The organism is Acidovorax sp. K2F (assembly GCF_025246485.1).
Classification (GTDB): Bacteria; Pseudomonadota; Gammaproteobacteria; order Burkholderiales; family Burkholderiaceae_C; genus Acidovorax; species Acidovorax delafieldii.
The window spans coordinates 25,430-51,654 of sequence record NZ_JAOBSQ010000008.1; the positions used below are offsets into that span (position 1 = coordinate 25,430).

A 26,225-nucleotide genomic window follows, 5' to 3' on the forward strand; every position below is an offset into this window, starting at 1 on the left:
CCCCACCATGACCACCCTCGGAACCCCTCTGTCCCCCCATGCCACCAAAGTCATGCTGCTGGGCTCGGGCGAGCTGGGCAAGGAGGTGCTGATCGCGCTGCAGCGCCTGGGGGTGGAAACCATTGCCGTGGACCGCTATGAGAACGCGCCCGGCCAGCAGGTGGCCCACCACGCGCGCACCATCACCATGAGCGACCCGGCCCAGCTCAAGGCGCTGATCGAAGCCGAACGGCCCCACCTGGTGGTGCCCGAGATCGAAGCCATCGCCACCCCCATGCTCGAAGAGCTGGAAGCCGCGGGCACCGTGCGCGTGATCCCTACGGCCCGCGCAGCGCGCCTGACCATGGACCGTGAAGGCATCCGCGTGCTGGCCGCCGAAACGCTGGGCCTGCCCACCAGCCCCTACAAGTTCTGCAATTCGCTGGAAGAACTGCAGGCTGCGATTGACGCAGGTATCGGCTACCCCTGCATCGTCAAGCCCGTGATGAGCAGCTCGGGCAAGGGCCAGAGCAAGATCGAGGGCCCAGACGACGTGAAGAAGGCCTGGGACTACGCCATGGCCGGTGGCCGGGTGAGCCACGGCCGCGTGATCGTCGAGGGCTTCATCGACTTTGACTACGAAATCACCCAGCTCACCGTGCGGTCGTTGGGCACAGATGGCCAAATCACCACCAGTTTCTGCGACCCCATCGGCCATGTGCAGGTGAGTGGCGACTATGTGGAAAGCTGGCAGCCCCACCCCATGCACCCGGCCGCACTCGAAAAGTCGCGCCAGATCGCCAAGGCCGTCACCGATAACCTGGGCGGCCAGGGATTGTTTGGCGTGGAGCTGTTCGTGAAGGGCGATCAGGTGTGGTTCAGCGAAGTCAGCCCGCGCCCGCACGACACGGGCCTGGTCACGCTGTGCACCCAGCACCAGAGCGAGTTTGAGCTGCACGCCCGCGCCATCCTGGGCCTGCCGGTGGACACGAGTCTGCGCAACCCCGGCGCCAGTGCCGTCATCTACGGCGGTGTAGAAGCCCAGGGCATCGTGTTCGATGGTGTGGAAGAAGCCCTGCGCGTGCCGGGCACCGATCTGCGCCTGTTCGGCAAGCCCGAGAGTTTTGTGAGGCGCCGCATGGGCGTGGCGCTGGCTCGGGCTCAGAATGTGGACACGGCGCGCGCGAACGCCAAGCTGGCGGCGAGCAAGGTCAGGCCCCGCGTGGCCTGATAGCCTGCGGCCGCAGTTGCGGCGGGCCGGTGCGACGACGGCGCTTCTGTGAAGGAGAACCCCTGTGAGCCTGAGTGCGCGGATCCTGTGGCTGGTGCTGGCAGCCTCTTTGTTGCCTGTGCCGGCCCTGGTGTGGTTGCTGCTGGAGTTCCGGGTGGCCACCACCGGACAGGCGCGCGACCGGCTGGTGGCCAGGGCAGGCATCATTGCCAGCGACCTGGACGACAAGATCGCTGGTACCGGGCAACTCCTGTTTGGCCTTGGGCGCGTACCCCTGCTGGCGGCGGGCGACAAGGCCGCCTGCTCTGATTTCCTGGCAGATGTCCTCAAGGAACATCCTCAGTACACCGGCATCCTCACCATCCAGCCCGATGGCTCCCTGTTCTGTGATTCGCTGCGCAGTGGCCGTTCCCTGGACCTACGGGACCGCAGTTACTTTCAGCGTGCGCTGACAGCCTCCGGGCCGGTGCTGGAAGCGGTCATAGGCCGCCTGACGGGCAAGGGAGTGCTGCAGGTGGCCTACCCGGTGCGCGATGCGGGAGGCGCGTTGCGCTTCATCCTTCTGGCCTCGCTCGACATGCAGGACTACGGGCAGGCCACGGTGCATGCACAGCGCTATGAGCGTATGCATCTGCAGGTATGGAATGCCGACGGTTCGGTGGTCATGGACTTCCGCCGGCCGGAGTTGGCGCCGCTGACCCTGGGGGACGCCGAACGCACTTTCATGTTGCAAGCGGTCGAAGGGCATGCCGTGATGGAGGGGGCCGATGGCGTGCGTCGCGTCTGGGTACGCGCCCAGTTGCCGCGCGCACAGGGCTCGGATCTGCGTCTGGCCCTGGCCGTGCCCGAGGACGACCTGCGTGGCCCGGTGGAGCGCCAGTTCCGGCGCGCACTGCTGGGGGTGTTGGCACTGGCGGTCATCGTGTTCGTTGCTGCTTTTCTGCTGGTGGAATTTGCGGTGCGCCGCCATGCCATGCGCGCCATACGTGCCATTGGCCGCATGGATGCTGGCAACTACGCCGAACCCATTGGTACACCCTATCCCCCGGGAGAGCTGGGGCAGGTGGCTCGGGCACTGGACCGGATGGCGGAGTCCCTGCTGCGCCAGCAGCAGTCCATCGCGCAACACACGGAGACGCTGGAGCGCCAGGCGCGGCGAGACCCCCTGACCGACTTGGCCAACCGCTACAGCCTCACGGAGCGGCTGGACGCGGCGTTGGACCGGGCGCGGGAGCAGGGCCACTGCGTGGCCGTTCTGGCCATGGACCTGGACCGGTTCAAAGGGGTGAACGACAGCCTGGGCCATGCCCGGGGCGATGCCTTGCTCAAGGAGGTGGCGGCCCGGTTGCAGGGTTGTGTGCGCCCTGGCGATGTGGTGGCCCGGCCGGGAGGGGATGAGTTTGTGGTGGTGCTGCCCGACCTGCCGGACCCGGCCGTGGTGGAGCCCATGGCGCGGCGCATTGTGCGGGCGCTGACCCTGCCTGTGGAGACCGGCACGTCCAGCTGGTTGCTGGGCACCAGCCTGGGCATTGCGGTCTTCCCGCAGGATGGGGACTCCGGGGATCTCCTGCTGCGCAATGCGGATGTGGCCATGTACGACGCCAAGGACCTGGGTGGGAACCGGCTGGCTTTCTTCAGCCCGCACATGACGGAGGTGTTGACGGAGCGCCTGCGGGTGGAGGCGGGCCTGCGCCATGCCATCGAGCACGACGGGCTGCGCCTGCACTATCAGCCCATCATGGATGCGCGGACGGGGCGCGTGTCGTCGGTGGAGGCGCTGGTGCGGTGGGCGGACCCGGAGCGTGGGCTGGTGTCTCCGCTGCAGTTCATCGGTATTGCGGAAGAAACGGGGCTGATCGTGCCACTGGGCGAATGGGTGCTGAACGAGGCCTGCGCGCAGGCACGGCGGTGGGTGGATGCCGGGTGGGGGGAGATCCCGGTGGCGGTGAACCTCTCGGCCCGTCAGTTCCAGGAGCCCGAGCTGGACCAGGTGGTGGCCCGCGCCTTGCAAAGCACCGGGTGCCCACCCCGGTTGCTGCAATTGGAGATCACTGAAAGCTCGATCATGGAGCCCGTGGAGGAGGCCCTGCAGACCATGCAGCGCCTCACGTCGCTGGGCGTGCAGCTGGCCATCGACGACTTCGGCACCGGCTATTCGTCACTCAGCCAGCTCAAGCGGTTTCCAGTGCGCAAGCTCAAGATCGACCGCTCTTTTGTCAACGACCTGGGGAGCAACGACCGGGGCGAAGCGCTGGTGGACGCCATCGTGGCCCTGGCGCAAAAGCTGGGCCTGCGCACGGTGGCCGAGGGCGTGGAAACCGACCACCAAGCCCAGTGGCTGGCCCGGCTGGGCTGCGACGAACTGCAGGGTTACCTCTTTTCCCAGCCTTGCGCGCCACAAGACCTTGAAAACTGGTGGCAGGGCCGGGTTGCGCGTCCTCCCGCCGGCCTCATTCCCGGATCTGCCGCCCCGTGAGCTTGAGGAACAGGTCTTCCAGATTGGCCGGCCGGTGCAGCGTGCGCAGGTGGCCGTGTGCGGCCAAGGCCTGCAGCAGTGGCTGGGCGTTCTGGGTGTAGAAAAACACGGTCTCGCCGCTGATTTCCACGCGGGCGGCCAGGGTGCGCAGCGCGGCGTCTTCGGCCATCTGGACGGCCCCCACGCCGAACACCTCCACCACATCCGGCTCCAGGTGCTGGGCGATCAGCTCGCGCGGGCGGCCTTCCGCAATCTTGCGGCCGTGGTCCAGCACCAGCAGGCGCGAGCACAGGCGCTCGGCCTCGTCCATGAAGTGGGTGGTCAGCAGGATCGACTTGCCTTGCTGCAGCAGCAGTTGCAGGCGCTCCCACATCAGGTGGCGGGCTTGCGGGTCCAGGCCGGTGGTGGGCTCGTCCAGCAGCAGCAGGCGCGGGTTGTTGACCAGGGCGCGCGCCAGCGACAGGCGCCGCTTCATGCCGCCCGACAGCTCGCCCGGCTTGGCGTCGGCCTTGTGGGTGAGGGCTGCGAACTCCAGCAACTGGGGTACACGCTCGTCCATCACTGCGCCCTTCAGCCCAAAGTAGCGGCCGAACACGCGCAGGTTTTCTGCGCAGGTGAAGTCCGGGTCGAGGGTGTCAAACTGCGTGACCACGCCCAGTTGCGCCTTGATGGCCAGCGCATCGCGGGGCATCAGCAGCGGGGCCGTGCCGGGCTGGGGCGTGAAATGCACTTCGCCCCCGTCTGGCGACGCCAGGCCCAGGCACATGCGGATGGTGGTGGTCTTGCCCGCGCCGTTGGGGCCGATGACCCCCAGGCATTCGCCGGGAGCAATGGCGAAGGACACGTCGTCCACCACCGTGGTCTCGCCATAACGTTTGCGCAGGTGCAGGGCTTCAAAAAGTGCGGTCATGGAGGGATTGTGTGCGACGAGTGCGTCCGTGGTGCTTGGGGGCGGATTTTTGCGAGAATCTGCCACAGGCGCTAGTGGGTATTGCGCCTGATGCTATCAAAACAGGACTGCTTGCCTCAGTCCGCCGCGACCAGCCGCCCCCGGCCCGCCGTCTTGGCTGCATAGAGGGCACCGTCGGCACGGGCCATCAGTTCGGCCAAGCCAGCTTCGCCCGGCTGCAGCACGGCCATCCCGGCGCTGTAGTCCAGCGCAAAGCCCAGCTCGGCCACACTGGCTGCGTGCAGGCGCCTGCGCAGTCGCCGGTCCAGGGCCAGTCCGGCGGGCTCGCTGTTGTGCAACAGCAGCACACCAAACTCCTCGCCACCCAGGCGCCCGACCAGATCGCCGCTGCGGCAGGTGTCGCCCAGCAGTCGGGCAAACAGTTGCAGGGCGCGGTCCCCGGCCTCGTGGCCGTGGGTGTCGTTGACCTGCTTGAAGTGGTCCAGGTCCAGCATCATTGCCGTCATGGGCAACTGGTGGCGTGCGGCGTGTGCCAGCAGGCTGCTGCCTTGGGTGGTGAAGCCTCGCCGGTTGAGTACGCCGGTGAGGCCATCGGTCATCGCCAGCGTGCGCAGCTTGTGTTCTGCCTCCGACCGCCACGCCACCAGCAGGGCGACGGTGCCCAGCACCAGGCTCACATTGGTGGCTACAGCAGCTGCCAGGTTGACGGGATGGGGCGTGCGAAAGCTCGGGTACTGGTCGGTGAAGGCTCCCAGCATGCCCCGCGCCAGCGTGAAAGCGGCCGACGTCAGCAGGCAGCCCATCAGCAGGCTGCGCCAGCGCAGGTTGGCCTCCACCACGGGCGCCAGGGTGGCGCGCGCAACGATGCACAAAATAGTGGCCATCAAAAAGTTGGCCCAGCCCACGCGCCAGGCGTAGTGCCCAAAACCCAGGGTGTAGCCCAGCGGGGCGGCAATCACCAACACCAGCAGCACGCGGCGCAAGGGGCGGGGGCCCAGCCATTCCTCCAGCGCCCGGTACAGCATCCACTGTGCGGCCGCGTTGCAGGCAATCGACACGGTAGAAAGGGCCTGGTCCCACAGGGTGGATGAGGCAATGATGGCCGCCCAGGCCACGGCCTGCAGCAGCATGCTGGCCTGCACATGGCGTGCCGCGCGGCTCACGTCCCGGCCCATGATCAGCGGCAGCGCGGCCGAGATCATGAACAGGTTGGCCGCCATGACCGTCATCAGCGTGAGGAAATCCAGTGGCATACGCAGCGGCCCCGGGGCCCTCGTTTACTGAAAAGCGACCTCGGCAAAGCTGCGCAGCTTGCGGCTGTGCAGGCGGTCCACGCCGCCGTTGCGCAGGATCTCGATGGCGCGCATGCCGATGCGCAGGTGCTGGTCCACCCGCTCGCGGTAGAAGTGGTTGGCCATGCCGGGCAGCTTGATCTCGCCATGCAGGGGTTTGTCGCTCACGCACAGCAGGGTGCCGTAGGGCACGCGAAAGCGAAAACCATTGGCGGCGATGGTGGCGCTTTCCATGTCCAGCGCCACGGCGCGGCTCTGGCTGAAGCGGCGCTGCGGCGTGTTGTCGGGCAGCAGCTCCCAGTTGCGGTTGTCGGTGCTGGCCACGGTGCCGGTGCGCATCACGCGCTTCAGGTCTGCGCCGCTGATCTGCGTGACATCGGCCACGGCCTGTTGCAGCGCCAGCTGGATTTCGGCCAGCGCCGGGATGGGCACCCACAGCGGCAGGTCTTCGTCCAGCACATGGTCCTCGCGCACGTAGGCATGCGCCAGCACGTAGTCCCCCAGCTGCTGGCTGTTGCGCAGGCCTGCGCAGTGGCCCAGCATCATCCAGGCATGGGGGCGCAGCACGGCGATGTGGTCGGTGATGGTCTTGGCGTTGGCCGGGCCCACGCCGATGTTGACCATGGTGATGCCGCTCGCGTCCTTGCGCACCAGGTGGTAGGCGGGCATCTGCGGCAGGCGGGGTGGAGCGGCGCCCAGGTCATCGCCTGCCTCGGCGCTCAGACCCACGCGGCGCGTGACCACGTTTCCGGGTTCGATGAAGGCGATGTATTCGCTGTCGGGTTTGGCCATCTCGGCGTGGCCCAGGCGCACGAATTCGTCGATGTAGAACTGGTAATTGGTGAACAGAACAAAGTTCTGGAACCACTCGGGCGCTGTGCCTGTGTAGTGGCGCAGGCGGTGCAGCGAATAGTCCACGCGCGGCGCGGTGAACAGCGACAGCGGCTGCGCCTCGCCGGGCGCGGCCTGCCAGGTGCCGTTGGCGATGCCATCGTCCATGGCGGCCAGGTCGGGCAGGTCGAACACGTCGCGCATCAGCATGCGGCGGGCCTGGGTCAGCGTGCCCTCGATGTGGTCGTGCTCCGCAAATGAGAAATGGATGGGAATCGGGTGGGTGCTGGTGCCCACTTCCAGCTCCACGTTGTGGCTGGCGCGCAGCAGGCGGAACTGCTCGGCGTAGTAGTTGGCAAACAGGTCGGGCCGGGTGAGGGTGGTCTCATACCGCCCGGGGCCTTCCACAAAGCCATAGGCCAGCTTGGTGTCGGCCCGCGCCACGGTGGTGGTGTGCACCCGCACAAACGGGTAGAAAGCGCGCACCGGGCCCTCGGGCGTCTCGCCCGCCACAAAACGCTGCATGGCGTCGCGCAGGTGGCCAATTTGTTGCTGGTATATGCGCTGCACCTGGGCCAGGGCGTCGGCCGGGTCGGTGTGGCGGGTGGGGGCGATGAAGTCGGGGATGATGGGCATGCGCTATTTTCGCCTGCCTGTGTCACTGCAGCAGGGGTTGCTTGCTTTTTGGGCACATGAGCGCATGACGCTGCTGTTAGCGTGCCAGGGGCCTACCGTCCAGCCACTGCACGGCGGCATCCAGCACAGGGTCGCCACCGGTCATGACGCGTTGGACTAAGCCTGCGTCCGCCGCCAGGCGCAGATCGGGCTCAACGCCTTTGCCAAAGACATAGTGGTCGCCTTTGGCGCCCAGTTCTGCCACCGTGGGCGCGTGAACGATCACGTCTCCGGGCAGCAGCACGCGCGTCGTCATGCCTACAGCGCCCGGCGTGGGCTCCGTCCCGATGACCTGGGCCCGACCGGCTTTTTGCAACCAGGCTGCGAACATCTCGCACGGGCCCGTGCACTCCGGTCCCGTCAGCAGCACCAAGGGGGCGCCGTAGTAAGCGCCGCCTTGTGTGAACAGCGGCAGCTGTGGAGGTAGGCCCAGGCTGCCGCGAGTGCGCCACACCTTGGCGGTGGCGTCCACCTGGCGCTGCGCGTAGCCCTGCAGCCTCAGTGGTCGGTCGTAAGAGAAGAAAGACGCTGCGTAGTGGGGAACCAACTGATAGGCACCATGGTTGGCGCCCCGAAGGTCCAGCACCAGGCCGCTGAGCCGTGCCTGGGTGGCGGCTGCAAGGCTGCGTTCCCACTGGTCCAGGTTGCCTCCGCCGTCGGCGAACGAATTCAGCGCGATGTAGCCGTACTGCCGGCCCGATTGACTGCGCAACTGGAACGCTGACAGCGATTCGTTGTTGGGGGCTGATCCTGCCGCCTGAGGCCGTTCCGCCACGCGCTGGCGCAGATCGAAGGTTTGCTCCTTGCCGTCCTGGCGCACCTTCAGCACCATGGCTTCCCGATCGTAGGCCATCAGCTTGAGGGCATCGTGGCGGCGCCCGACTTCAGTGGGGCGGTTGGAGTAGCGTACGGCGCGGCCCACATAGCGCCCGATGCTTTCGCCATTGACTTCCACAATCTCAGCGCCCGGGCGCAGCCCGGCCAGTTCCGCTGCCGAGCGTGGAGCGACGCTGCCTACCAGGGCCCGGCCATCAGGCAGCCACCACACGCCCTGCATCGGCAGGGGCGTGATGCCGCGCGGCAGCCACTGGCCGGCCAGGCCCACATCGAGTCCTGCCGTGAGACCCTGGGGACCACCTGCACCGCGCAGTTCGACGCGGAACAGGCCGTCCTGCAGGCGTGTGCCAATGTCGGCGTAGATTTGCGCCATGGCTTGCCGCTCCCGCTGGTCACCGGCCTGCCGCACCTTGTCCGCCAGCTCGGCCTGCAGCCGCGCCCAGTCCATGGGCTGCGCGCCGCGGAACGGGTAGCGTTCATGCATCACACTGGTGAATGCCTTGAAAGCGTCGCCGGGCGACAGCCGGGTCAGGTCGATGTCGGCCGTGGACTGCACCCCATATTGAGCCAGCGCGATCTCGCGGCTGCGGTCGAAGCTGAAACCGCGGCTGTCCAAGGTCACGACGGTGTAGCCGCGTGGCAGCCGCACCATGGGGTCGTCGGGCGTGAAGAGGCGGCCGTCCGCACCGAAGCCCGCCGGAAACGCTGCGCCTGACTCGCTGGCCCACACCAGCAACTTGCCACCCACCGCTTCCATTGCCAGGTCGGGCTGCAGTGGCCATTCCATCTGCACTGAACTGGTGGTGAGCATGGCGTGCTGCTCTATCGCATCCAGCGCGCGGCGGCCAGCCCGGCGTGGCAGGCTGGTGTGCACAGACAGTGCAAATATCTTCACGCCAGCGCCTGAAGCTCGTACTCTGCCCGAAGCCAGGTCGAAGAGGGTCCCCGGTGGAGTCTGCGGCAGGTCGATGGACACCGCAGAGCTGTCTGCGCGGGGAGTGGCCAGCAACTGGTCCTGAGGTGTTGTTACATGCGCAGTCTGGCGCTGCACGAAGTACGCGCCCTGGTCGAGCAGCGCCACTAGCGTGCTCCCCGCAGCGACGGGGTCGCCCGCGCCGCGTTCGAGGGCGGCAATGAGCCGCACCGGGCCGCCTTCGTCGCGCGCCATCACGGCGGCCCCGGAGGGCGGCTGGAAGGGGATGACGTTGCGGCCGTCCCAGGTCTGGCGGCCCGCGTCCATGGCCTGCCGGCCCGTCGACATGACCTGCTGCCCGGCGGACACAGCGCCTTCGCTACGGCTGATGGCTTCGCCGGCCCGGCCCAGGCCATCGAGCAGACCTGAGTGCGCCGGTATTGCGAAGGCTGCCAAGACGACCAAGGCGGTCAAGGCGGCCGTGTTTGGCACAGTACGTGCCCGGTGTTCTGCGGCGCAGGAGTGGGTAAGCAGGTTGCGGAGCAAGTGTGCGTTGGGCATGGTGGCGGTGCGTCGAAGGGGGTGCTTGTGGGCCTAGACGTAGCGGATCACAAAGTCGTTATCAGCGGCGCTCACGTTGATGCGGCTGATGATCTTTGTATCCACCGAAGCTTGCAGGAACTCTATGGCCATGCGTGGCAGGAGGTTCTGGGTCAGGATCGCGTCGATCATGCGGGCCCCAGACTCCACTTCGCTGCAGCGCTCTCTGATCAGCCGCACGGCGCTGTCGTCGAAATCGAACTGCGCGCCATGGTTGACCTGGATGCGTGTCTGGATGCGGCGCATTTGCAGGCCAATGATCTGCTCAAGCATCGCTTCGGAAATCGGGTAGTACGGCACCACCGTGAGGCGACCAAGCAGCGCGGCCGGGAACTTGTCGAGCAGCGGCTGGCGGATTGCCTGGGCCAGGGCCTCCGGCGACGGGATGAGGTCGGGGTCGTTGCAAAGGCCTGCGATCAGCTCCGATCCCACATTCGACGTCAGGATGATCACTGTGTTCTTGAAGTCGATATAGCGGCCCTCGCCGTCTTCCATCCAGCCCTTGTCGAACACTTGGAAGAACATCTCGTGCACGTCCGGGTGCGCCTTCTCGATCTCGTCGAGCAATACCACGCTGTACGGTCTGCGGCGCACCGCTTCAGTCAGAACGCCACCTTCGCCATACCCCACGTAGCCCGGTGGCGCGCCCTTGAGTGTGGAGACGGTGTGCGCTTCCTGGAACTCGCTCATGTTGATGGTGATGAGATTCTGTTCACCGCCGTACAGCGCCTCGGCCAGGGAAAGGGCGGTTTCGGTCTTTCCCACCCCCGAGGGGCCTGCCAGCAGGAACACTCCAATGGGTTTGCTGGGGTTGTCCAACTGCGCGCGCGCTGTCTGTATGCGGCGCGTGATGGCCTCCAGCCCGTGGCGCTGGCCGATCACGCGCTTTTCTAGCGTATGTGTCAGCGTCAGCACCGACTTCACTTCATCGCGCACCATGCGGCCCACGGGAATGCCTGTCCATTCGGCCACGACGGCGGCCACAACGCCCGCATCCACCACCGGGTGCAACAGGGGATCGTCGCCCTGTAGGGTTCGCAGTTCCTTGCGCATCGCGTCCAGCTCCTCTGGCGAGACGGCTGGTGCGGCTGATGTCATCGCTTCAGCGGAGGCAGCAGCATCGACGCTGGCAGCAGCGTCCGGCGTGCGTGTAAGCCGTGCAGCCAGGAGTGTTGCTTCTGCCTGGACGATACGTTGCGCGAGGTCATTCTCGCGGGCCAGTCGTTCGGTCAGCGTGGCTTTCTCCACCCGCAAGCGCTCCAGCGCTGCGGCCAGCTCGGTCATGCGCCCTGGATCGGCGATGCCCAGGTCGGCCTCGCGCTGCACCACCTCCAGCTCCACCTGGAGCGCATCCTGTTGGCGGATCACGGCCTCCAGGCGTGCTGGGGTTGCCGTCAGGGCCATGGCAACGCGAGAGCATGCGGTGTCCATCAGGCTCACGGCCTTGTCTGGCAACTGGCGTGCGGGAATGTAGCGGTGCGACAGGCTCACCGCCGCCACCACTGCCTCGTCAGCGATCCGAACCTTGTGATGCGCTTCCAGCTTGGCGGCCACGCCGCGCAGCATGTGCACGGCTTTGGGTTCGTCGGGCTCGTGGATGTGTACCAGCTGGAAGCGGCGTGTCAGCGCCGGGTCTTTCTCGATGTACTTCTTGTACTCTGCCCAGGTGGTGGCGCCAATCGTGCGCAGCACGCCACGGGCCAATGCTGGCTTGAGCAGGTTGGCAGCGTCGCCAGTGCCGGCCTGGCCGCCCGCGCCGATCAGGGTGTGCACTTCGTCGATGAACAGCACGATCGGGGTGGTGCTGGCCTGCACTTCGTCCAGCAGCGTGCGAAGCCGGCTCTCGAACTCGCCCTTCATGCTGGCGCCCGCCTGCAGCAGGCCGACGTCCATGGTGCGCAGCTGGACGCCGCGCAGCGGCGGTGGAACGTCGTCCGTGGCAATGCGCAACGCCAGGCCTTCCACCACGGCGGTCTTGCCGACACCGGCTTCTCCCACCAGGATGGGGTTGTTCTGCCGACGGCGCATGAGGATGTCGATCATCTGGCGCACTTCTTCGTCGCGGCCTGTCACCGGATCGAGCTCACCTAGGCGCGCTCGCTCGGTCAGGTCAATGGTGTAGCGTTGCAAGGCGTCCTGCTTGCGCGTACCGAGCGGCGACGTCGCACTGCTGGCCTCGCCCGGAGCTCCCTGGAGACCTGAACCGTCGGCGGCCTTTAGTTGGGCTTCTGGCGACAACGGCAGCAGCTTGGGGAATGCGTCGCTCAGCGAAGGCTCTCCGAGCTTCTCGAACTCCTTGGAAATTGATCGCAGCTCATTGGCCAGCGTCCGAGTGCGCAGCATGCCGGAGAGCCAGTAGGCGCTGCGAATCTGCGACTCGTTGAACATCAGCGTGGCGTAGACCCAGCCTCGCTCGATGGATATCTCGATCTGGTCCGAGAAGTCGGAGATCGACGTGGCTCCCCGTGGTAGCCGGTCCAGACTACGCAGCACGTCGGCAGCAAGTTGCTCTGCATCGATCTCGAAGTGGCGACACAGCCTCATCAGGTCGGAGTCGTTCTCCTGCAGCAACTGGTGCAGCCAGTGGACCAGTTCGACATAGGGGTTGCCCCGCAGCTTGCAGAACACCGTAGCGCCCTCCAGCGATTTGAAAAGCAGCGGGTTGAGTTTTCCGAACAGGGCAAGGCGACTGATCTCAGACATGGTATCGGGGCAGGGCGTTGATGAGAATTTCTGGGAGAGTTAACAACGAGGGTTTGTCATACGCCCGGAGGCATGGTCGCGCGCGCTCTGACCTGCTGGCTGCGCGAATGCAACCAGCTTTCCGGGTCCAGACGGAAATCATCCGCATCAGAGGCCGCAGGGCCGTCGAGCATCCAACTGGTCCAGCCCAGGCGGGTTCCGCCTCCCAGACGCGTGCCGGGGACTTCCTCACGCTGTAGCACGAGCTCGAAATCCCAGGCGTACTCGATACCAAGGTAGTTCCTCACCCAGTCCACGAGTGCCTGGAAATCTGGATGGCCCGGAAGAAAGCGCTCGTACTGCGCCAGTGTCATGGGGCCAATGCGAAGCCGGAACTTGCTTTGCGCATCCGGAACCCTGGATCCCACCACCGTATCGACCCCCAACTGAGAGTTGCAGGGATGCCGCGAGAGACGGGTTTGCTGCGAGGGTTCGAGCTCCAAGTAATGCAAGCAGTATTCGTTCAGAGCGACGGGCACTCCAAAGTAGCTGGCGATGGCACGCTGCAGGCCCTCCGGATTGCGGGTGATGCGCGTGAGGTGCCCGGCCATGTGAAGCTTGGCGTGGTCGTCCACCGCATCGCGGCGTCGTGCTGATGGTTCACCGATGCCAATGATGCTGGCCAGGTGGCGCCCGAACATCCCGTCACCGGGCCGGTCCAGGGATACTGTGGGCTGGGCATCGGCCCATGCACGAAAGAACAGCAGCAGCAGCCTGTGGTGGAAGATGTCGGAGAACCGGGCCAGCGTCGGGTCGTCGTATTGGCGCTGTCTCTCGCGGACGTACTCCGTCAGGTGGGTAGGCAGCGGGCCATTGGGACCATACAGGCCGAAGTTCCAGACCATCAACCGCTCCGGCTGGCCTGCAACGGCTGGCAGCACCTCCGCGATGGTGGCCGGGGCGAAGGCGAGAGAAGGGTCCTGTCCCAGGCGGATCGGCTCGGCTTGCGGGCGCGCAGCGCGGCCCAAAACCGGTAGGTCCGGATGGCGAGCCTGCAGCCATCGCAACGCGAAGAACAGATCGAAGGCGTGTGGATCGCTGCGCAGTCGTTGCCACAGGGCGGCGCTGCCATCATGCCGCTGCAACGGGTCTTCCCCGGTTGGAGATGCTGCGCCGGTCATGTATTCGGCCTCTGGCCTGGGCGAGCGTCCCACTTGGCGAGTGGCCCTCGTTGCCGCGAGTGCAAAGACAGTTCTGTGAAGCTGTTGACACCCACATGGCGCGCGAAAAAGCGCTCAAGCACACAGGCTAGCGGCCATGCGCTCACGCCAGCGAACGAAGATTCATCGACCGTGAGTGTGATCCCCACTCCCCGGCCGTATATCAGCTGGCTGTGTTGAGCAAGGCGTCTGGTGATGGGTTGAATACTGACTTCCTTCAGCCCGGCAACCTGGCCGGTGAGGGCATGGTTGCCCAAGGCGAGATAGAGGTTCATCAGTTCGCGAAGCGTGGCTGCGCCTTCCTGCTCCGAGAGGTCGGTCATCGCGAGGTAGTTCAGCGACAGATGCGAGATCAATCTCCAGGTGATCTCGTTCTCTGACACGCTGCCCATGGGTCGCGATGGTCCAGCGACGGTGCGTATGGCGCCGATGGGCGCCGAGTCGAGGGTGATGAAATCCCCCCCGGCTTGATTGATCGGCATCAGCAGAGGCAGATCGCGGTTTGTGCACAGGGTGCGTACCGAAAGCTGCTTGAGATCGTCTGAAAAAGGGGCTGCTCGTTGGTCCACCAGCGACAGGAAAACTTCGCTGCCCAGGTATTGGGTCCGGGGCCCGAAACGAACGGCGTGCTCCGAAAACAGCCGGGGCTCCCTCCGTACAGCGAAGTACGCTTGGTCGTCTGAGCGTATGCCGTGCACGGAGGCATACAAGGGAACGAACTCCCGGTCGTTCACCTGGCCCTCCTGGTGGCCGGTGACGCTGAGCACGTTGTACACCTCGAAGTCGCGTGGGCGGGTGCGTTCCATCACCACGTGGTACTCGTTGACACCGGCCGACACGTGGATGCGGTCCGCCATGCGCTCAAACAGGTTGATCGCGGGTGTGCAGTGCAACAGGAAATTTTGTCTATCCACCACCGGTTCGAGGTCTGGGGCTGCCTTGCGTAGCAGCAGCGTCATGGCCAGACGCCTCCCAGGGATCACCTGTAGCGAACTCGCCAGACCTTGGATGGAGAAAAACCGGAAGCGCGGCGGAAAGGCGAAATACTCATGCAGCAGCCGGTGCCCCTGAAACGCCCGGTGCGAATAAGGCAGCAAGGACTGACTCTGTTCATACCCTTCGGCACGAAGGGCGTGGGCTGAGAGGTATCCGTGCACCCGGGTCGGGTCTTGTGCATCGTGCACCACGATGCCGAGGAGAGATTCGTGCAACAGCTCCTGCAGATGAGACGCCACAGCGTCAGATGCGTGGATGTACATATCCAGCCGATCCATCGGCAGTTGCGCGAAGTCGGTAGCCCCCTGGGTTTCGATTTCCAGGCGCAAATGCCCTGCCGGCTCATGCTGCAATCCGAAGCGGGATAGTGGGAGATCCAGAGGAGGCCCACCCAGAACTGCGCGGGACAGTGCAATAGGCCATAGAGTGACGTCGTGCCCAGTACGAAAATCGCACGGTACTTGGTCATCATGGGTCTTGCGTGAGCGCAGCATGCTGCCAGCGGGCAGGCAATAGCCGTCTGCCACGTTGCCCTCGGTATCGCTGGGAGACATCTGGACGACCACCATGGCGGGGGTGGGGGCCAGATAGTGGGGGCACACCATCTCGAGGATGCGTTGTGAAAGCCGTGGGAACTCGGCGTCCATCTTCATCTGCACCCGCGCGGTCAGGAAGCTGAACCCCTCCAGGAGACGTTCAACGTACGGGTCTGCCACATCCAGGTCTCGCAGCGCGAGCCGGCCGGCCACTTTTGGAAATGCGGCAGCAAACTCGGCCCCCAGCTCACGCAGGTAGGCCAGCTCTCGGTTGTAGTACTCCACCAGACGCGGATTCATCGGTGTGTTCTCAGGGTCAGCTTCTAAGGTCCGACAACACCACTTGACCGGTTTCTAGGTCCAGGCTCGTCTTGAGCAGCAGCTCCAGAGGGTAAGGCATGGACCAGAACTGGCATCGGATTTCGAATTGCAAAGTGTTGTGGTGGTTGAGTGAATCGAACGACGGCAGGAGAGTCACCGTCAGTGAGTCGGGCAGGACCCGGGGCTCAAACGCCAGGATCGCGCGGCTCACATTGGCTTCGACGTCTTTCCAGTCCAGATCGGAAAGCAGCTTGCCCGCCAGGGGATTCATCCCATAGTTCAGGGTGGATCTTTCAGCATGCGCAAGTCCGGAAAAGTCGATGTGTCCCGAAGCATTGCTTGCGTTGAGTAGCCAGCCAAGATCGCGCAGCAACGCGCCGCGCAGGCGCGACTCGGTGACATACACAGCATCGGCCTGCTCCGTCCGTTGGGTGGGCTCATGGTCGGTCAGGCGATCCAGCAGAGCCGGCTGCAGGCGATCCTTTTCGGTTCCAAAACCGCTCAGTCTTCTGGACTGCATGACAGGAATACGTCAATCCAGGAAGGAGATAGTGCGCACATCGAGCAATGCGTGATCTCCCTGGTCAGAGACCCACATTCGTTGCCCCCGGCCTGCCACATGCTCGTCCCCGATCTCCGCCCATTCCGTGCGTCGTGCCAGCCTCAGGCCGTCGTCATCGTGAGCCTGCAGCGGATAGCGCGTGGGTACCAGGCCTTTTAGCGTGCTGTCGTTGACCAGCACCAGCTCTGCGGGTTGCCACACAAGGTCTCGAAGGTCTGCGGGTTTTTCCATGGCGATGCTATACACCGCTGAGAAGGGAACCCAGTAGTAGCAGCCGTTGGTGTGAAACTCCAGCACTGGCCCCAGCCTCGAGTCGGAATCGCTCAGCCATTCGAACGGTTCGCCATTGAGCTTTCCGGAGCGAGCCGGTGCCATGTCCAAGGCAAGGGATCGCAATTGCAGCGCAGCATTGGGAGTCCCTTCTGACTCTGCTTTGAGGGCGTCCACCATGTAACTAAGCCATGCAGGCGGTTCACCCAGGATGTAAGGCGTGCGACGCCCCTCAAACACCTCGGTGCGCAGCAATTCGCAGCGCATGGCTTCCCGATAGGCATGTGCCATCGGAATGGCCTTGGGATCCAGCTGCGCACATACCTGCAACTGCGCCAGCGCCTTGTCCCAGTCGCCAAGTACCGCTAGCAACTGGAAATAGAAAGTGCGCAGCGAGGCCTTGGAGGGCTCAGCCCGGATCGCGTCTTTGACGCGATGGAGTTGAAGGTCCAACGGGCTTTGGGAGTCAAAGAGAATGGCAGTCACGTTGAAAGCTGATGTTGATCATTTTGGGTGCCGGCGTGCTAAATCGCCTTGACGGATGATCGATTGCGATGTCGGTCATCCGACGAAGGTGGGGCATGCACTGCGGCCCTTCCGAGTAGCGGTGCGCTTGGACTCAAATTCGTGAAAAGTACCTGCCTGCCTGCCTGCAAACGACGGCAGGTCAATCAGCGGAAGTTGGGTGAGGCGCCAGGTCGCGAAAACAGCGATGGAGTCACGCTAGCTTTTGTTAGCGTGTGCCTTCTTCCTGGCAGGACCGCTGCCGGTCAGTTGCCTGCTTCTTTGACAGAAGGCAGTTTGGACACAAGTCGCAGCGATACCGTCAGCCCTTCGAGCTGGTAGTGAGGGCGCAGGAAGAACTTGGAGGTGTAGTACCCCGGATTGCCTTCCACTTCATTCACCTCAACCTCAGCTGCGGCCAGGGGCTTTCGTGCCTTGGTCTCCTGGGAAGAGTTGGAAGGATCCCCATCGACGTAGTTCATGATCCAGTCGTTGAGCCAGCGCTCCATGTCGCTGCGCTCCTTGAACGAGCCGATCTTGTCGCGCACGATGCACTTGAGGTAGTGCGCGAAGCGGCAGCACGCAAACATGTAAGGCAGCCGTGCCGAGAGGTTGGCGTTCGCCGTGGCGTCGGCGTCGTAGTATTCGGCGGGTTTGTTCAGCGACTGCGCACCAATGAAGGCTGCAACGTCCGAGTTCTTGCGGTGTACCAACGGCATGAAGCCGTTCTTGGCAAGCTCCGCCTCCCGGCGGTCGCTGATTGCGATTTCGGTGGGGCACTTCATGTCCACGCCACCATCGTCTGTGGGAAATGTGTGTGCGGGCAGGTTCTCCACTGCGCCGCCGGATTCCACGCCGCGGATGGATGTACACCAGCCGTAGTATTTGAAAGAGCGGTTGATGTTTACCGCCATGGCATACGCCGAATTCGCCCAGCAGTACTTGCTGTGGTTGCCGCTGGCAGTTTCTTCTTCAAAGTCGAACTCGTCCACCGGATTGGTCTTGGCGCCGTAGGGAAGGCGGGCCAGGAAGCGTGGCATGGCGAGGCCGATGTACTTGGAGTCATCGGACTCGCGCAGGCTGCGCCAAGAGGCGTACTCGGTGTTGGTGAATATCTTGGTCAGGTCGCGAGGGTTGGCCAGTTCCTGCCATGAGTCCATCTGCATCAGCGCGGGAGATGCGCCGGAGATAAAGGGGCAGTGGGCTGCTGCCGCCACCTTGGCCATTTCCCCCAGCAGTTCGACATCCGGCGGGCTGTGGTCGAAGTGGTAGTCGCCCACCAGACATCCAAAGGGCTCTCCGCCGAACTGGCCGTACTCCTCCTCGTAAACCTTCTTGAAGATGGGGCTCTGATCCCAGCCCACGCCCTTGTAGCGTCGCATGTTGCGATGAAGCTCCTTTTTGGAGATGTTCATCACGCGGATCTTGAGCATCTCGTCCACCTCGGTGTTGGTCACCAGATGCTGTAGGCCGCGCCAGGCGCCTTCAAGCTTCTGGAACTCCGCATGGTGAATCACGAGGTTGACTTGTTCGGACAACTTTCGGTCGATCTCTGCAATGATGGCTTGCACGGTCTGGTACGCATCGTTGGAGATGGTGGCTACCGATGCGAGCGCCTGCTGTGCAAGCGTCTGTACGGCAGCTTCTACTGCGTCGCGTGCTTGGTCGGTTTTGGGCTTGAATTCTTTGTTCAGCAAGGCCGCAAAGTCGTGGCCTTCTAGCGACTGGGCGGTGGTTGATTCTGTGGTGGCTACTACTGCACTCATGGGTGATCTCCGTTGGCAGGGATGTCTCAGGCGGCGTCGTTTTGAGCTGGCGTCTCAGCGGCTTCTGCGGCGGGCTTGGCACTCGCAGCCAGTGACTTGAGCAGTGCAGGGTCCTGGAGTACCTTGCGGATCAGCTCTTCTGCTCCCTGCTTACCGTCCATGTACGAAAGCAGGTTATGGAGTTGGGTGCGAGCCTCCAGCAGTGTGTTGAGTGGGCCGATGTTGCGGGCCACCGCGGCAGGCGAGAAGTCATCCATGCTTTCAAACGTCAGATCCACGCTCAAATAGCCTTCACCAGTGAGTGTGTTGGGCACCAGGAAGGAAGCGCGAGGCTTGATGGATTTCATGCGGGCATCGAAGTTGTCGATGTCGATGTCCAGGAATTTGCGATCGGCGATTTCCGGTAAGTTTTCAAGCGGCTTTCCGGACAGGTCGGCCATCACGCCCATGACAAAGGGAATGTGCACCTTTTTCTCCGACCCATAGATTTCCACGTCGTACTCAATTTGCACGCGTGGCGCCCGGTTTCGTGCGATGAACTTCTGCCCGCTTTTTCCCACTTTGGTGATTGACATGTTTACCTCTCTCTCAAGTTGTCTGGTTCGATCAACCTTTGGCCGAGACCTCGTGGTTGCCGGTTCAAATGCTTACAAAGTTGTGTGAATTCGCTACGGTTTGTCGTGGCTGAAACGAGTCGTTCCTGGACGGTCTTTTTGTCGCACACAGCCCTTGGGGTGACCATGACGCGCATGCTTCGAAGAATCTCCACTGGGAGGTGGGCAAGTCCACAATTTCGTGGAGCCTGTATGCGTTGAACGGGGCTACTGTTTCTGTATTTCAGTATCCGATCTGCCTGCGCAGCCACTGTTACAGTTCGTAGTTCAAGAGGTCTGTTCAGGCTGGACTCCTGTGATTAACTCGATCTGCTGAAGGCTTTGTGGTGCGAGCTCGCGAAGGAGGTCGATGAAGCTCATGCCCATCAGTTTTGCGGATCGGCGAATCAGGAGCGAGGCGGGGTTGGTGGGCTCGGTGGATTCGAGGAACTCGGCGATCTTGACCAACTGTCTGATCGCATCCTCCCGGGTCTTGATCTCCTGGCCGACGGCTGGCACGGCGGTGACAACTACATCTGGTCCGTCGCCTGGTCCTTTGGAAACGGCAGCGGCTTGTTCTGACTTGGGCAGAAGGCTGTGGAGCAGCGCTACCAATGATTGAATGTTGCCCATGTCGGGCCGCTGGTGGTGGGGCAGCTTGTCGTCGCACAACCGCATTAGCTGTTCTAGCGCCTCTTTCGCTCGGGGGACCGCGACAAGCAGGGCGTGCCCTTGTTCCACGGCGTGAGCCATGCCCAGCCGCAGTTGGTCCATGGTGAGCTGTGCATTGGATTCCGCACGCTGTCCGCGCGCCAGCACTTCTGCGTCGCGTACTGTGAAGTGACCAAAATTGGAGGCGAGGAACTCCGTTTGCCTCAACTCGCGCAGCAGCCCGGTCACGTCGTTGAGCATGGCAACGGCGTTCATGCGCATGAAATAGTCGCCGTCTTCAGGCAGCGGGTGAATGTCGTCCCAGTACTTTGCCAGGAGGGCTCCCATTAACTCCAATCCGCGGGCCAGACCGATGAGCCCTTCGGTGTTTGTCCAGGATCTGCACAGCAGTCCGGCGATTCGCATGTCCTTGCTCTGCACTAGCAGTTGCAAGGCATTGCTTTCCACAGATTGCCAGTCGGGATCTTCGGCGGGAATGATGGTGTCGCCGTACTGCTGCTCGACCTTTCCGCGGGCCAATTGCTCCAACGCCAGAAATTCCGCCGCATAGGTCATCTCGGGGCCGCACGGAGGCGCGGAGGGAGCTTCGTTCAGGAGTTCGTCGAGGTTTGTCATGGTGAAGGGGCCTTGATCCAGGGAAGGCGGGTTCAGTCAATGTTTGGAGAACAATTGAGCGAAGAGCCAGCGGTCGGCCTTGCCGTGATGCACCAGTTCCTGGGATTCCAGGCGATGGGTGGGAGATATCCACCACAGGCTTTGCTCGCCAAAGAGAGCCGTGTGCGCTCTCCATTCGCCTGCAGGCAGCGTGATGTTTTCAGCGAGATCGCTTGCTGTTGCTTGGTGAGCTTGCGAAGCCTCGTGGAGGTCCGACAGGATGTCTTGGATGAGAGATGGCTCGCGCTCGCTGGGCAGTGTGGTGCCGAAGGGGTTGGGCAACAGGCTGACACGTCGATCCAAGTCATCCACAGAAAGCGCGCGGCGTCGTGCCTCCACAATGGCAGAGCGCGCTCCCGCGAGGAATGCCTTGACCTGCAGGTCGTCTGCAAATGGGCAACCCGCATGCGGCGCCGTTGCCATCACGGTGAGTGGGTAATAGCGCCCGACACGGTCCACGCTGGGCGCGAGTGCGCCAATTACCGGTGAGCCCTGTGTGCTCAAAGAGGCAATGAAGAACCACAACGGGGCGTTCACGAAGGTATCCGACCAGCCTGCACCGTCTGCCCGGCGCAGTTGTTCCATCCCCTCTCGCATCCACGCATCCCACTCGCTACTGAGGGCATGCGGCATACGCCTGCCCACGAAGTCACCCAGGCTTGGCAATTTGCCGTACCAGGCGACAGAAGAAGGCGCCAGCATGCTGCGGAGGTCGTTGCTCAAAGGTTGCTTGGGCATTCGAACTCTTCCATCGCCTTGAGGCGGAATGGATTGAACACACTGCTGGTAGTGACTTCAAACCGTACCCGGCGCCCATCTACGTTGAAGATCGCGGAGAACTTCTCCGGCGCATTGCCCGGAAGGAGCTGTGCGCGGTCAAATAGCCGATGTAGCGCCCATGGACCTTCCGTTACCAATCCCGAGTTTTCACCGTTGGTGCTCGTGATCTGCAGCCTTACCTGGCCTGTGCCCCGCGTGCCTGGCCAATTCATGGATTTAGGGATCTGCGGCCCGTGCTGGTAGCGAAGCACGTCTCCATCCACGTCCAAGACCATCTGCGAGATGGCCGCGTCCATCTCGATGGGCTTGATGTCCAGACGGATACCGGGGGCCTTGCCTCCTGCCCGAAAGTAGACATCGCGGATGGTGGCCGCTTTCTGGAAGGATGCCAGCGACGCAGATCCTCCGACCGGCGTTCCGTCCACACCCTGCTTGAAGGTCCAGGCGGAAGCGGATATGTCGACCATGGGCTGTAGCGTGCTGCGGAAAAAATCGTCCATGACGCCACCCATGGCGAACAGTTTGGCGAAATCATCAGCGGTGACGTCGCGTCCTGCGCTGCGTGTGAAGGGGTATCTGCCCAGCACGGCGCGGCGGCAGAAGTCCCCGATGGTCGCGTTCAGATTACCGCCAATGGTGCTGCGTACGTCCCGTCCGACCAGGGTGGATGTCGCTTCAGCCAGATCGGTGTACATCAGGTTGAGAGGCGGAGGGAGGCGCTTGGCTTCTGCACGCACCCTTTCAAGGGTCGACGACAGCGTCGGCGGGATGGTGCCACCCGATTTCACCTGCTGTCGCGCCGATGCGATCACGGCAGATGCCTCGTTGAGTACCTGCAGGCTCTGTGTCAGTGGCGAAGGGCCCGACCCGTTGCTGGTCGCGAGCCGGCGGTATTCGCGGAAGCGGAAGTCCACGATGTCGGCTTCGAGCGTTCCACTGGGCGTAAGGCCCCCCACGTTGACCTGCTTACCGGTCAGCCTGCTCAGCTGCCGCTGTTCCTCGCGAATGCGGTTCAGCTTATCTCCCAGCCAGCTGCTGGTGCTGGCGCCGCTGCTATCGGCATCTGCATCGGGGCGACGTGCAAGCGTCGTCTCCTTGGCGACGGCGCGAATGAACTGTTCCAGGCTCGAATTGGCAGATGAATACAGGCGAGCCTGCTCCCCTGCCTGGTCCAGTGATCCGATGCGGGTGGGGCGTACGTCGGCCAGATAGTCCTCCCATAGCTTGGCGTACTCCATCAGGTACAGGCGTTTCACCTCGTTGGCGACCTGACCGGTCAATACCTCCTGAGCGGTGCTGCGCTTGCCGTCCGCCTGCCCCAGCACCCAGCCTTCTTCCTTGGACAGCAGCGTTGTGACCTTGGGCAGCTCGTGCAGGAACACACCGTGGTATCCGTCATAGGTGAACAGTCCGGATATTCCCTGCGTCAGTGGCCGGCCGCTGCGGCGGCTGAACACCTGGGGTGCTTCGGGGCCGCTGGCCCGCACGACGCTGAAGTCTGCTGGGAGGTTATTGCCCGTGATCAGCAGTTGCTTCAAGCGGCTATATGCCCGCTGCGCTGGGGACATCTGTGCCAGGCGTTGGCGTACCTCCGCCACCAGTGCGGTGTCGACCGGGGTTGACGATATCACCACGCGTTCGTCCATGAGCCGGTCCAGATGGTGAGATAGGCGATCGCCCACGCCCGCCTGCAGCAGTTGCGGCGTCAGGCTGGCGTCCCATTCGTGCCGGATCCATGCCTTCACCGTTCGGGCGTCGAAGCGATCGGAGTCATGGATCATCAGATATGCCTTCAGCGCTTCGTAGCTGGCCTCGGGGTTGCTTGTCGAGGTTTGCTGCAACGAGCGGCGCAACTGCCGCACGATACCGGGCAGCCACGCATCTTCCAGAAGGCGCAGGTAGGTGGTGTCTGCTGCTGTCTCTACTTTCGGGACCTGCAGCAGGCCCCAACGCCAACTCAGCGGTGGCGAGCCTGTGTAGCGCTCACTGACGGCGAGGGATTCCGCATGGTCTAGCATCGGTAATAGCGCCACCACATTTTCCGGGTCGCCCGTTTTGGCCTCTTCGACCGCTTGTCGCAAGGTGCCCACACTGGTCTTTACTTCCTCCAGGTACCCAAGGTTGTTCTGGTGACTGATGCCCCAGGCCAGCGCAGCACCACTCAGTGCCAGAGCCAAGCCGATGAGACCGCCAGCCTGCAGCAGTCGGAGCTGCCGCTCTTTCTTGGCGTTGCGGCCTGTCAACCCCGCTTCGTTGAACATCACCCCCTTGAAAAGGGTTTCGATGAAAAAACTCTTGCCTTGCTGCCCTGCTCCAGGCTTCAGCGGGGTGGCGATGGCGAACCGCCGCTTGAGTGCCGACAGCACACGGTCAAAGGGCATGCCCTCTTGCGTACCGCTGGTGAAATACACGCCACGGAACAGGGGCTTCTCTTTGAAGCGCGAGGATGAAAAAGCCTCCTGCAACGTTTGGTGCACCAGTTCGCGCAGGCCCACAAACTGCTGGGGCAGCCCGTAGATCAGTCCACGCCGGGCAAGATCCGGTTCCGCCAGCAGGCGATGGGGCAACAGGCGATTGATTTGTGCCACCAGCGCGTCGAACTCTGCAGTGAACTGGGCCGTAGGGTCATCGTTGGACGGCACATTCTCTCGGTATTGCTGGGTGAAGCCCCACACCTGGGCGCGCTCGTCGCGCGTCATCTGGCCGAAAAACTCGTTGAAGCCCGCCAGCAGGTCGGCCTTGGTGATCAGTACGTACACCGGGAACTTGATTGCCAGTTCATCGCACAACTCCCCGAGCCGCGCACCGATGGTCTTGGCGAGGCGCGCGCGCTCCGCTTCGGTACTGCTCAAGAGCTCTTGTACGCTGAGCGTCACGATGACGCCATTGATGGGCTGCCGACCGCGAAAGCGCTTCAGAAGCTGTAGAAAGCCCGACCAGGCGGCTTTGTCTTGCACGACATCGCTGTCGTGCGTCGTGTACCGGCCGGCGGTATCCAGCAGCACGGCCTGGTCTGTGAACCACCAGTCGCAGTTGCGTGTGCCGCCCACGCCTCGGATTGAGCCCTTGCCGAACTGTTCGGCCAGTGGAAAGTCGAGCCCCGAGTTGGCCAGTGCCGTGGTCTTGCCCGATCCTGGAGAGCCGATGATCAGGTACCAGGGCAGCTGGTACACGTAGCGCTTGGTGAAGCGGCCTAACAGGCCGCTTTCGGTAGTGCCAAAGCGAGTCTTGGAAAGAACCTCTACGGCCTCCTTGAAGCGCCCCTCCAGTTCAGTCACCTCCTCTTGACCAGGTGCAAGTTCTTGGGGGGTATCACTGCCAGCAGTGATCCGTGCGATCTGCCCCATGAGCTTGTCGTTCATGCGTTTGGCACGCCACCAGTGAAAGAGTAGCTTGATCACCCAGATGGTGAATAGCGCGGCGATGAGGGCCCAGCGCACGTTTTCGCTTTCCAGTGGCTGATACGGCTTGATGTAAACCAAAGGGCCGATGAACCAGATCACCAGACTCAGCAATACCAGACCGATGAAGGCCAGAGTAAAACGATTGAACAGCAACGCTGCCATATGTCTCAGCATGCTCATTTCTTGATGCTTTCAGTCCGCGGGGCATTACCGCTGAGCTGCAATTCCTTGTCACGTACCTGCGGTGCGACCAGCAGAACGATTTCTACGCGTCGGTTTCTCGCCTTGCCTTCGCTTGTGGTGTTGGGCGCCACAGGATCCGCTTCTCCACGGCCTTCAGCCTGCACGCGCTGACTGTCCCGAACCGTGCTCAGAAGCATGTCAGAGACGGACCGAGCTCGGTCTTGGGAGAGGTGCCAGTTGGATGGGTACCTGGCCGTGCGAATGGGCGAGTTGTCGGTGTAGCCGTTCACGACCACCTTGCCGGGCACTTCGTTCAAGGCGGTGGCAATGCGCTGAACCACCTGCACATAGCGAGGTTTGACCACGTTGGAGCCCAGTTCGAACAAGCCGTCGCCGCGCAGGATGATGGTGCTGCGGTCCGCCTGGTCAATGACCTCGACCAGACCTTCGCGGATTTCAGGTTCGAGGAATTGGCGCAGCCTGGGCTTGTCCACGCTCGCCATGGCCGCGATGGCTCTGGGGAATCGGATAGCGTTGATGGAGGTGAACAGCGCGTCAGACTGGGCTGCGAGTCGGTAGCTGAACCAGAGGAAGAGGGCGAACGCGAGCAGCAGCGCGAGTGCTGTAGCTACCCACAGCGGCACCATGGTCCACGGAGGCGCCGCCTTGCGTTCCTCGCCTTTCCAGTGAAGTGATAGTGCGCCGCTGCGATCGCCACGTGTACTCTCGATCAGAGCCAACAGCCGCGCCTTGAGCGTTTCCAGCTGGCTTCGCCCGTTCTCGATCACGCGATATCGTCCTTCAAAACCGAGCATGAGACAGAAGTACATCAGCTCGATCAGGTCGATGTGTTGGTGGGGTGTCTGAACCAGCTTGGCCAGCAGCTGGAAGAACTTCTCGCCCCCCCAGGTTTCGTTGTGCAACGCAACCAGAAGGCTGAACTTGGGCCAAACGCCAGATCCGCCCCAAGGCGTTTGCGCCGCAGCCTCGTCCACCACGGTGCACAGGCAGTACCTTGCCCCGATAACAGTCTCGATCGGAACGCCCGCGACGCCCGCGCTGCGCTCGAATTCGCGGATGTTCGCAAGTAGCAGGCGCTGGAAGCCTTCAGGGTCCGCGTTGGAGGCCATCGCCCGGATCTGCGGCACAAGATTTAGCAGTACGTTCGCGGATGCCACCAGTGGATTGCCACCGCTGACCACATCGGGCAGGTTGGTGCGTGACATGTTCTGGGCGCCTGCTCCAGGTATGGATATTTCAGGCGTTCCGAGTGCGCCATGCTCGGTATGGTCACTGGCGCTGAACGCGAAAACGTTGTCCGTGATTGGGATCGACATG

17 protein-coding genes are annotated in these 26,225 nt (G+C 63.2%); 2 read left to right on the forward strand and 15 right to left on the reverse strand.

The genetic code is table 11. The features are described from left to right. The first annotated feature begins 7 nt into the window (after positions 1 to 7). Together purT and N4G42_RS03170 are read left to right on the forward strand one after the other, a co-directional pair. Positions 8 to 1,210, forward strand: a complete 1,203-nt coding sequence (gene purT, locus N4G42_RS03165) for a formate-dependent phosphoribosylglycinamide formyltransferase (RefSeq protein WP_260666139.1) — start codon at positions 8 to 10, stop codon at positions 1,208 to 1,210. 64 nt (positions 1,211 to 1,274) lie between these two features. Beyond that, positions 1,275 to 3,686, forward strand: coding sequence for a putative bifunctional diguanylate cyclase/phosphodiesterase (locus N4G42_RS03170; RefSeq protein ID WP_260666140.1), 2,412 nt, complete (start codon positions 1,275 to 1,277; stop codon positions 3,684 to 3,686). On the opposite strand, the gene N4G42_RS03175 is transcribed toward N4G42_RS03170, so the two are convergent. From N4G42_RS03175 to N4G42_RS03245, 15 genes are all read right to left on the reverse strand, one after another. After that, positions 3,661 to 4,596: an ATP-binding cassette domain-containing protein gene (locus N4G42_RS03175; protein ID WP_260666141.1), complete on the reverse strand. Its 936-nt coding sequence runs from the start codon at positions 4,594 to 4,596 to the stop codon at positions 3,661 to 3,663. The two genes, N4G42_RS03170 and N4G42_RS03175, sit on opposite strands and share 26 nt — an antisense overlap. 116 nt (positions 4,597 to 4,712) lie before the next feature. Next, entirely contained in the window at positions 4,713 to 5,849 is a 1,137-nt protein-coding gene (locus N4G42_RS03180; protein ID WP_260666142.1) for a GGDEF domain-containing protein, read from the reverse strand. A 24-nt stretch (positions 5,850 to 5,873) separates the two neighbouring features. After that, a complete protein-coding gene (locus N4G42_RS03185) occupies positions 5,874 to 7,355 on the reverse strand; it encodes an AMP nucleosidase (RefSeq protein WP_056059633.1) in 1,482 nt (493 codons plus the stop codon). Positions 7,356 to 7,431: 76 nt separating this feature from the next. After that, on the reverse strand, positions 7,432 to 9,618 hold the full coding sequence (locus tag N4G42_RS03190) for a S41 family peptidase (RefSeq protein WP_260666144.1): 2,187 nt from the start codon (positions 9,616 to 9,618) through the stop codon (positions 7,432 to 7,434). 120 nt (positions 9,619 to 9,738) lie between these two features. Next, entirely contained in the window at positions 9,739 to 12,447 is a 2,709-nt protein-coding gene (gene tssH, locus N4G42_RS03195) for a type VI secretion system ATPase TssH (RefSeq protein ID WP_260666145.1), read from the reverse strand. 56 nt (positions 12,448 to 12,503) lie between these two features. Beyond that, positions 12,504 to 13,607, reverse strand: a complete 1,104-nt coding sequence (tssG, locus tag N4G42_RS03200) for a type VI secretion system baseplate subunit TssG (RefSeq protein WP_260666146.1) — start codon at positions 13,605 to 13,607, stop codon at positions 12,504 to 12,506. Then, positions 13,604 to 15,478, reverse strand: coding sequence for a type VI secretion system baseplate subunit TssF (gene tssF / locus N4G42_RS03205; RefSeq protein WP_056059625.1), 1,875 nt, complete (start codon positions 15,476 to 15,478; stop codon positions 13,604 to 13,606). Before tssF ends, tssG begins: the two co-directional genes overlap by 4 nt. 16 nt (positions 15,479 to 15,494) lie before the next feature. After that, on the reverse strand, positions 15,495 to 16,019 hold the full coding sequence (tssE, locus tag N4G42_RS03210) for a type VI secretion system baseplate subunit TssE (protein ID WP_056059623.1): 525 nt from the start codon (positions 16,017 to 16,019) through the stop codon (positions 15,495 to 15,497). Positions 16,020 to 16,031: 12 nt separating this feature from the next. Next, positions 16,032 to 16,817: a type VI secretion system accessory protein TagJ gene (locus N4G42_RS03215; protein ID WP_260666147.1), complete on the reverse strand. Its 786-nt coding sequence runs from the start codon at positions 16,815 to 16,817 to the stop codon at positions 16,032 to 16,034. A 284-nt stretch (positions 16,818 to 17,101) separates the two neighbouring features. Further along, positions 17,102 to 18,601: a type VI secretion system contractile sheath large subunit gene (tssC, locus tag N4G42_RS03220; protein WP_260666148.1), complete on the reverse strand. Its 1,500-nt coding sequence runs from the start codon at positions 18,599 to 18,601 to the stop codon at positions 17,102 to 17,104. Between the two features lie 26 nt (positions 18,602 to 18,627). Further along, positions 18,628 to 19,176, reverse strand: coding sequence for a type VI secretion system contractile sheath small subunit (gene tssB, locus N4G42_RS03225; protein ID WP_056059615.1), 549 nt, complete (start codon positions 19,174 to 19,176; stop codon positions 18,628 to 18,630). A 306-nt stretch (positions 19,177 to 19,482) separates the two neighbouring features. Further along, positions 19,483 to 20,481 (reverse strand): type VI secretion system protein TssA, encoded by a 999-nt coding sequence (tssA, locus tag N4G42_RS03230; RefSeq protein WP_260666149.1) that lies wholly within the window; start codon positions 20,479 to 20,481, stop codon positions 19,483 to 19,485. A gap of 36 nt (positions 20,482 to 20,517) precedes the next feature. Beyond that, positions 20,518 to 21,258, reverse strand: coding sequence for a type VI secretion system-associated protein TagF (gene tagF, locus N4G42_RS03235; RefSeq protein WP_056059611.1), 741 nt, complete (start codon positions 21,256 to 21,258; stop codon positions 20,518 to 20,520). Next, positions 21,240 to 24,884 carry a type VI secretion system membrane subunit TssM gene (tssM, locus tag N4G42_RS03240; RefSeq protein WP_260666150.1) on the reverse strand — a complete coding sequence of 1,215 codons (3,645 nt, stop codon included), beginning with the start codon at positions 24,882 to 24,884 and terminating at the stop codon, positions 21,240 to 21,242. The genes tagF and tssM overlap by 19 nt, the downstream gene beginning before the upstream one ends. Then, positions 24,881 to 26,224 (reverse strand): DotU family type VI secretion system protein, encoded by a 1,344-nt coding sequence (locus tag N4G42_RS03245; protein WP_199227674.1) that lies wholly within the window; start codon positions 26,222 to 26,224, stop codon positions 24,881 to 24,883. Before N4G42_RS03245 ends, tssM begins: the two co-directional genes overlap by 4 nt. Between the last annotated feature and the right edge of the window lies 1 nt (position 26,225).

Bases quoted from the DNA above. Each gene is read 5' to 3' on its own strand.
- N4G42_RS03180 (WP_260666142.1), bottom strand. From the start codon at position 5,849: ATGCCACTGGATTTCCTCACGCTGATGACGGTCATGGCGGCCAACCTG.
- tssF (WP_056059625.1), bottom strand. From the start codon at position 15,478: ATGAATCCGCGTCTGGTGGAGTACTACAACCGAGAGCTGGCCTACCTG.
- tssG (WP_260666146.1), bottom strand. From the start codon at position 13,607: ATGACCGGCGCAGCATCTCCAACCGGGGAAGACCCGTTGCAGCGGCAT.
- tssA (WP_260666149.1), bottom strand. From the start codon at position 20,481: ATGACAAACCTCGACGAACTCCTGAACGAAGCTCCCTCCGCGCCTCCG.
- N4G42_RS03185 (WP_056059633.1), bottom strand. From the start codon at position 7,355: ATGCCCATCATCCCCGACTTCATCGCCCCCACCCGCCACACCGACCCG.
- purT (WP_260666139.1), top strand. From the start codon at position 8: ATGACCACCCTCGGAACCCCTCTGTCCCCCCATGCCACCAAAGTCATG.
- tssE (WP_056059623.1), bottom strand. From the start codon at position 16,019: ATGCAGTCCAGAAGACTGAGCGGTTTTGGAACCGAAAAGGATCGCCTG.
- tssH (WP_260666145.1), bottom strand. From the start codon at position 12,447: ATGTCTGAGATCAGTCGCCTTGCCCTGTTCGGAAAACTCAACCCGCTG.
- tssM (WP_260666150.1), bottom strand. From the start codon at position 24,884: ATGAGCATGCTGAGACATATGGCAGCGTTGCTGTTCAATCGTTTTACT.
- tssB (WP_056059615.1), bottom strand. From the start codon at position 19,176: ATGTCAATCACCAAAGTGGGAAAAAGCGGGCAGAAGTTCATCGCACGA.
- N4G42_RS03245 (WP_199227674.1), bottom strand. From the start codon at position 26,224: ATGTCGATCCCAATCACGGACAACGTTTTCGCGTTCAGCGCCAGTGAC.
- tagF (WP_056059611.1), bottom strand. From the start codon at position 21,258: ATGCCCAAGCAACCTTTGAGCAACGACCTCCGCAGCATGCTGGCGCCT.
- tssC (WP_260666148.1), bottom strand. From the start codon at position 18,601: ATGAGTGCAGTAGTAGCCACCACAGAATCAACCACCGCCCAGTCGCTA.
- N4G42_RS03175 (WP_260666141.1), bottom strand. From the start codon at position 4,596: ATGACCGCACTTTTTGAAGCCCTGCACCTGCGCAAACGTTATGGCGAG.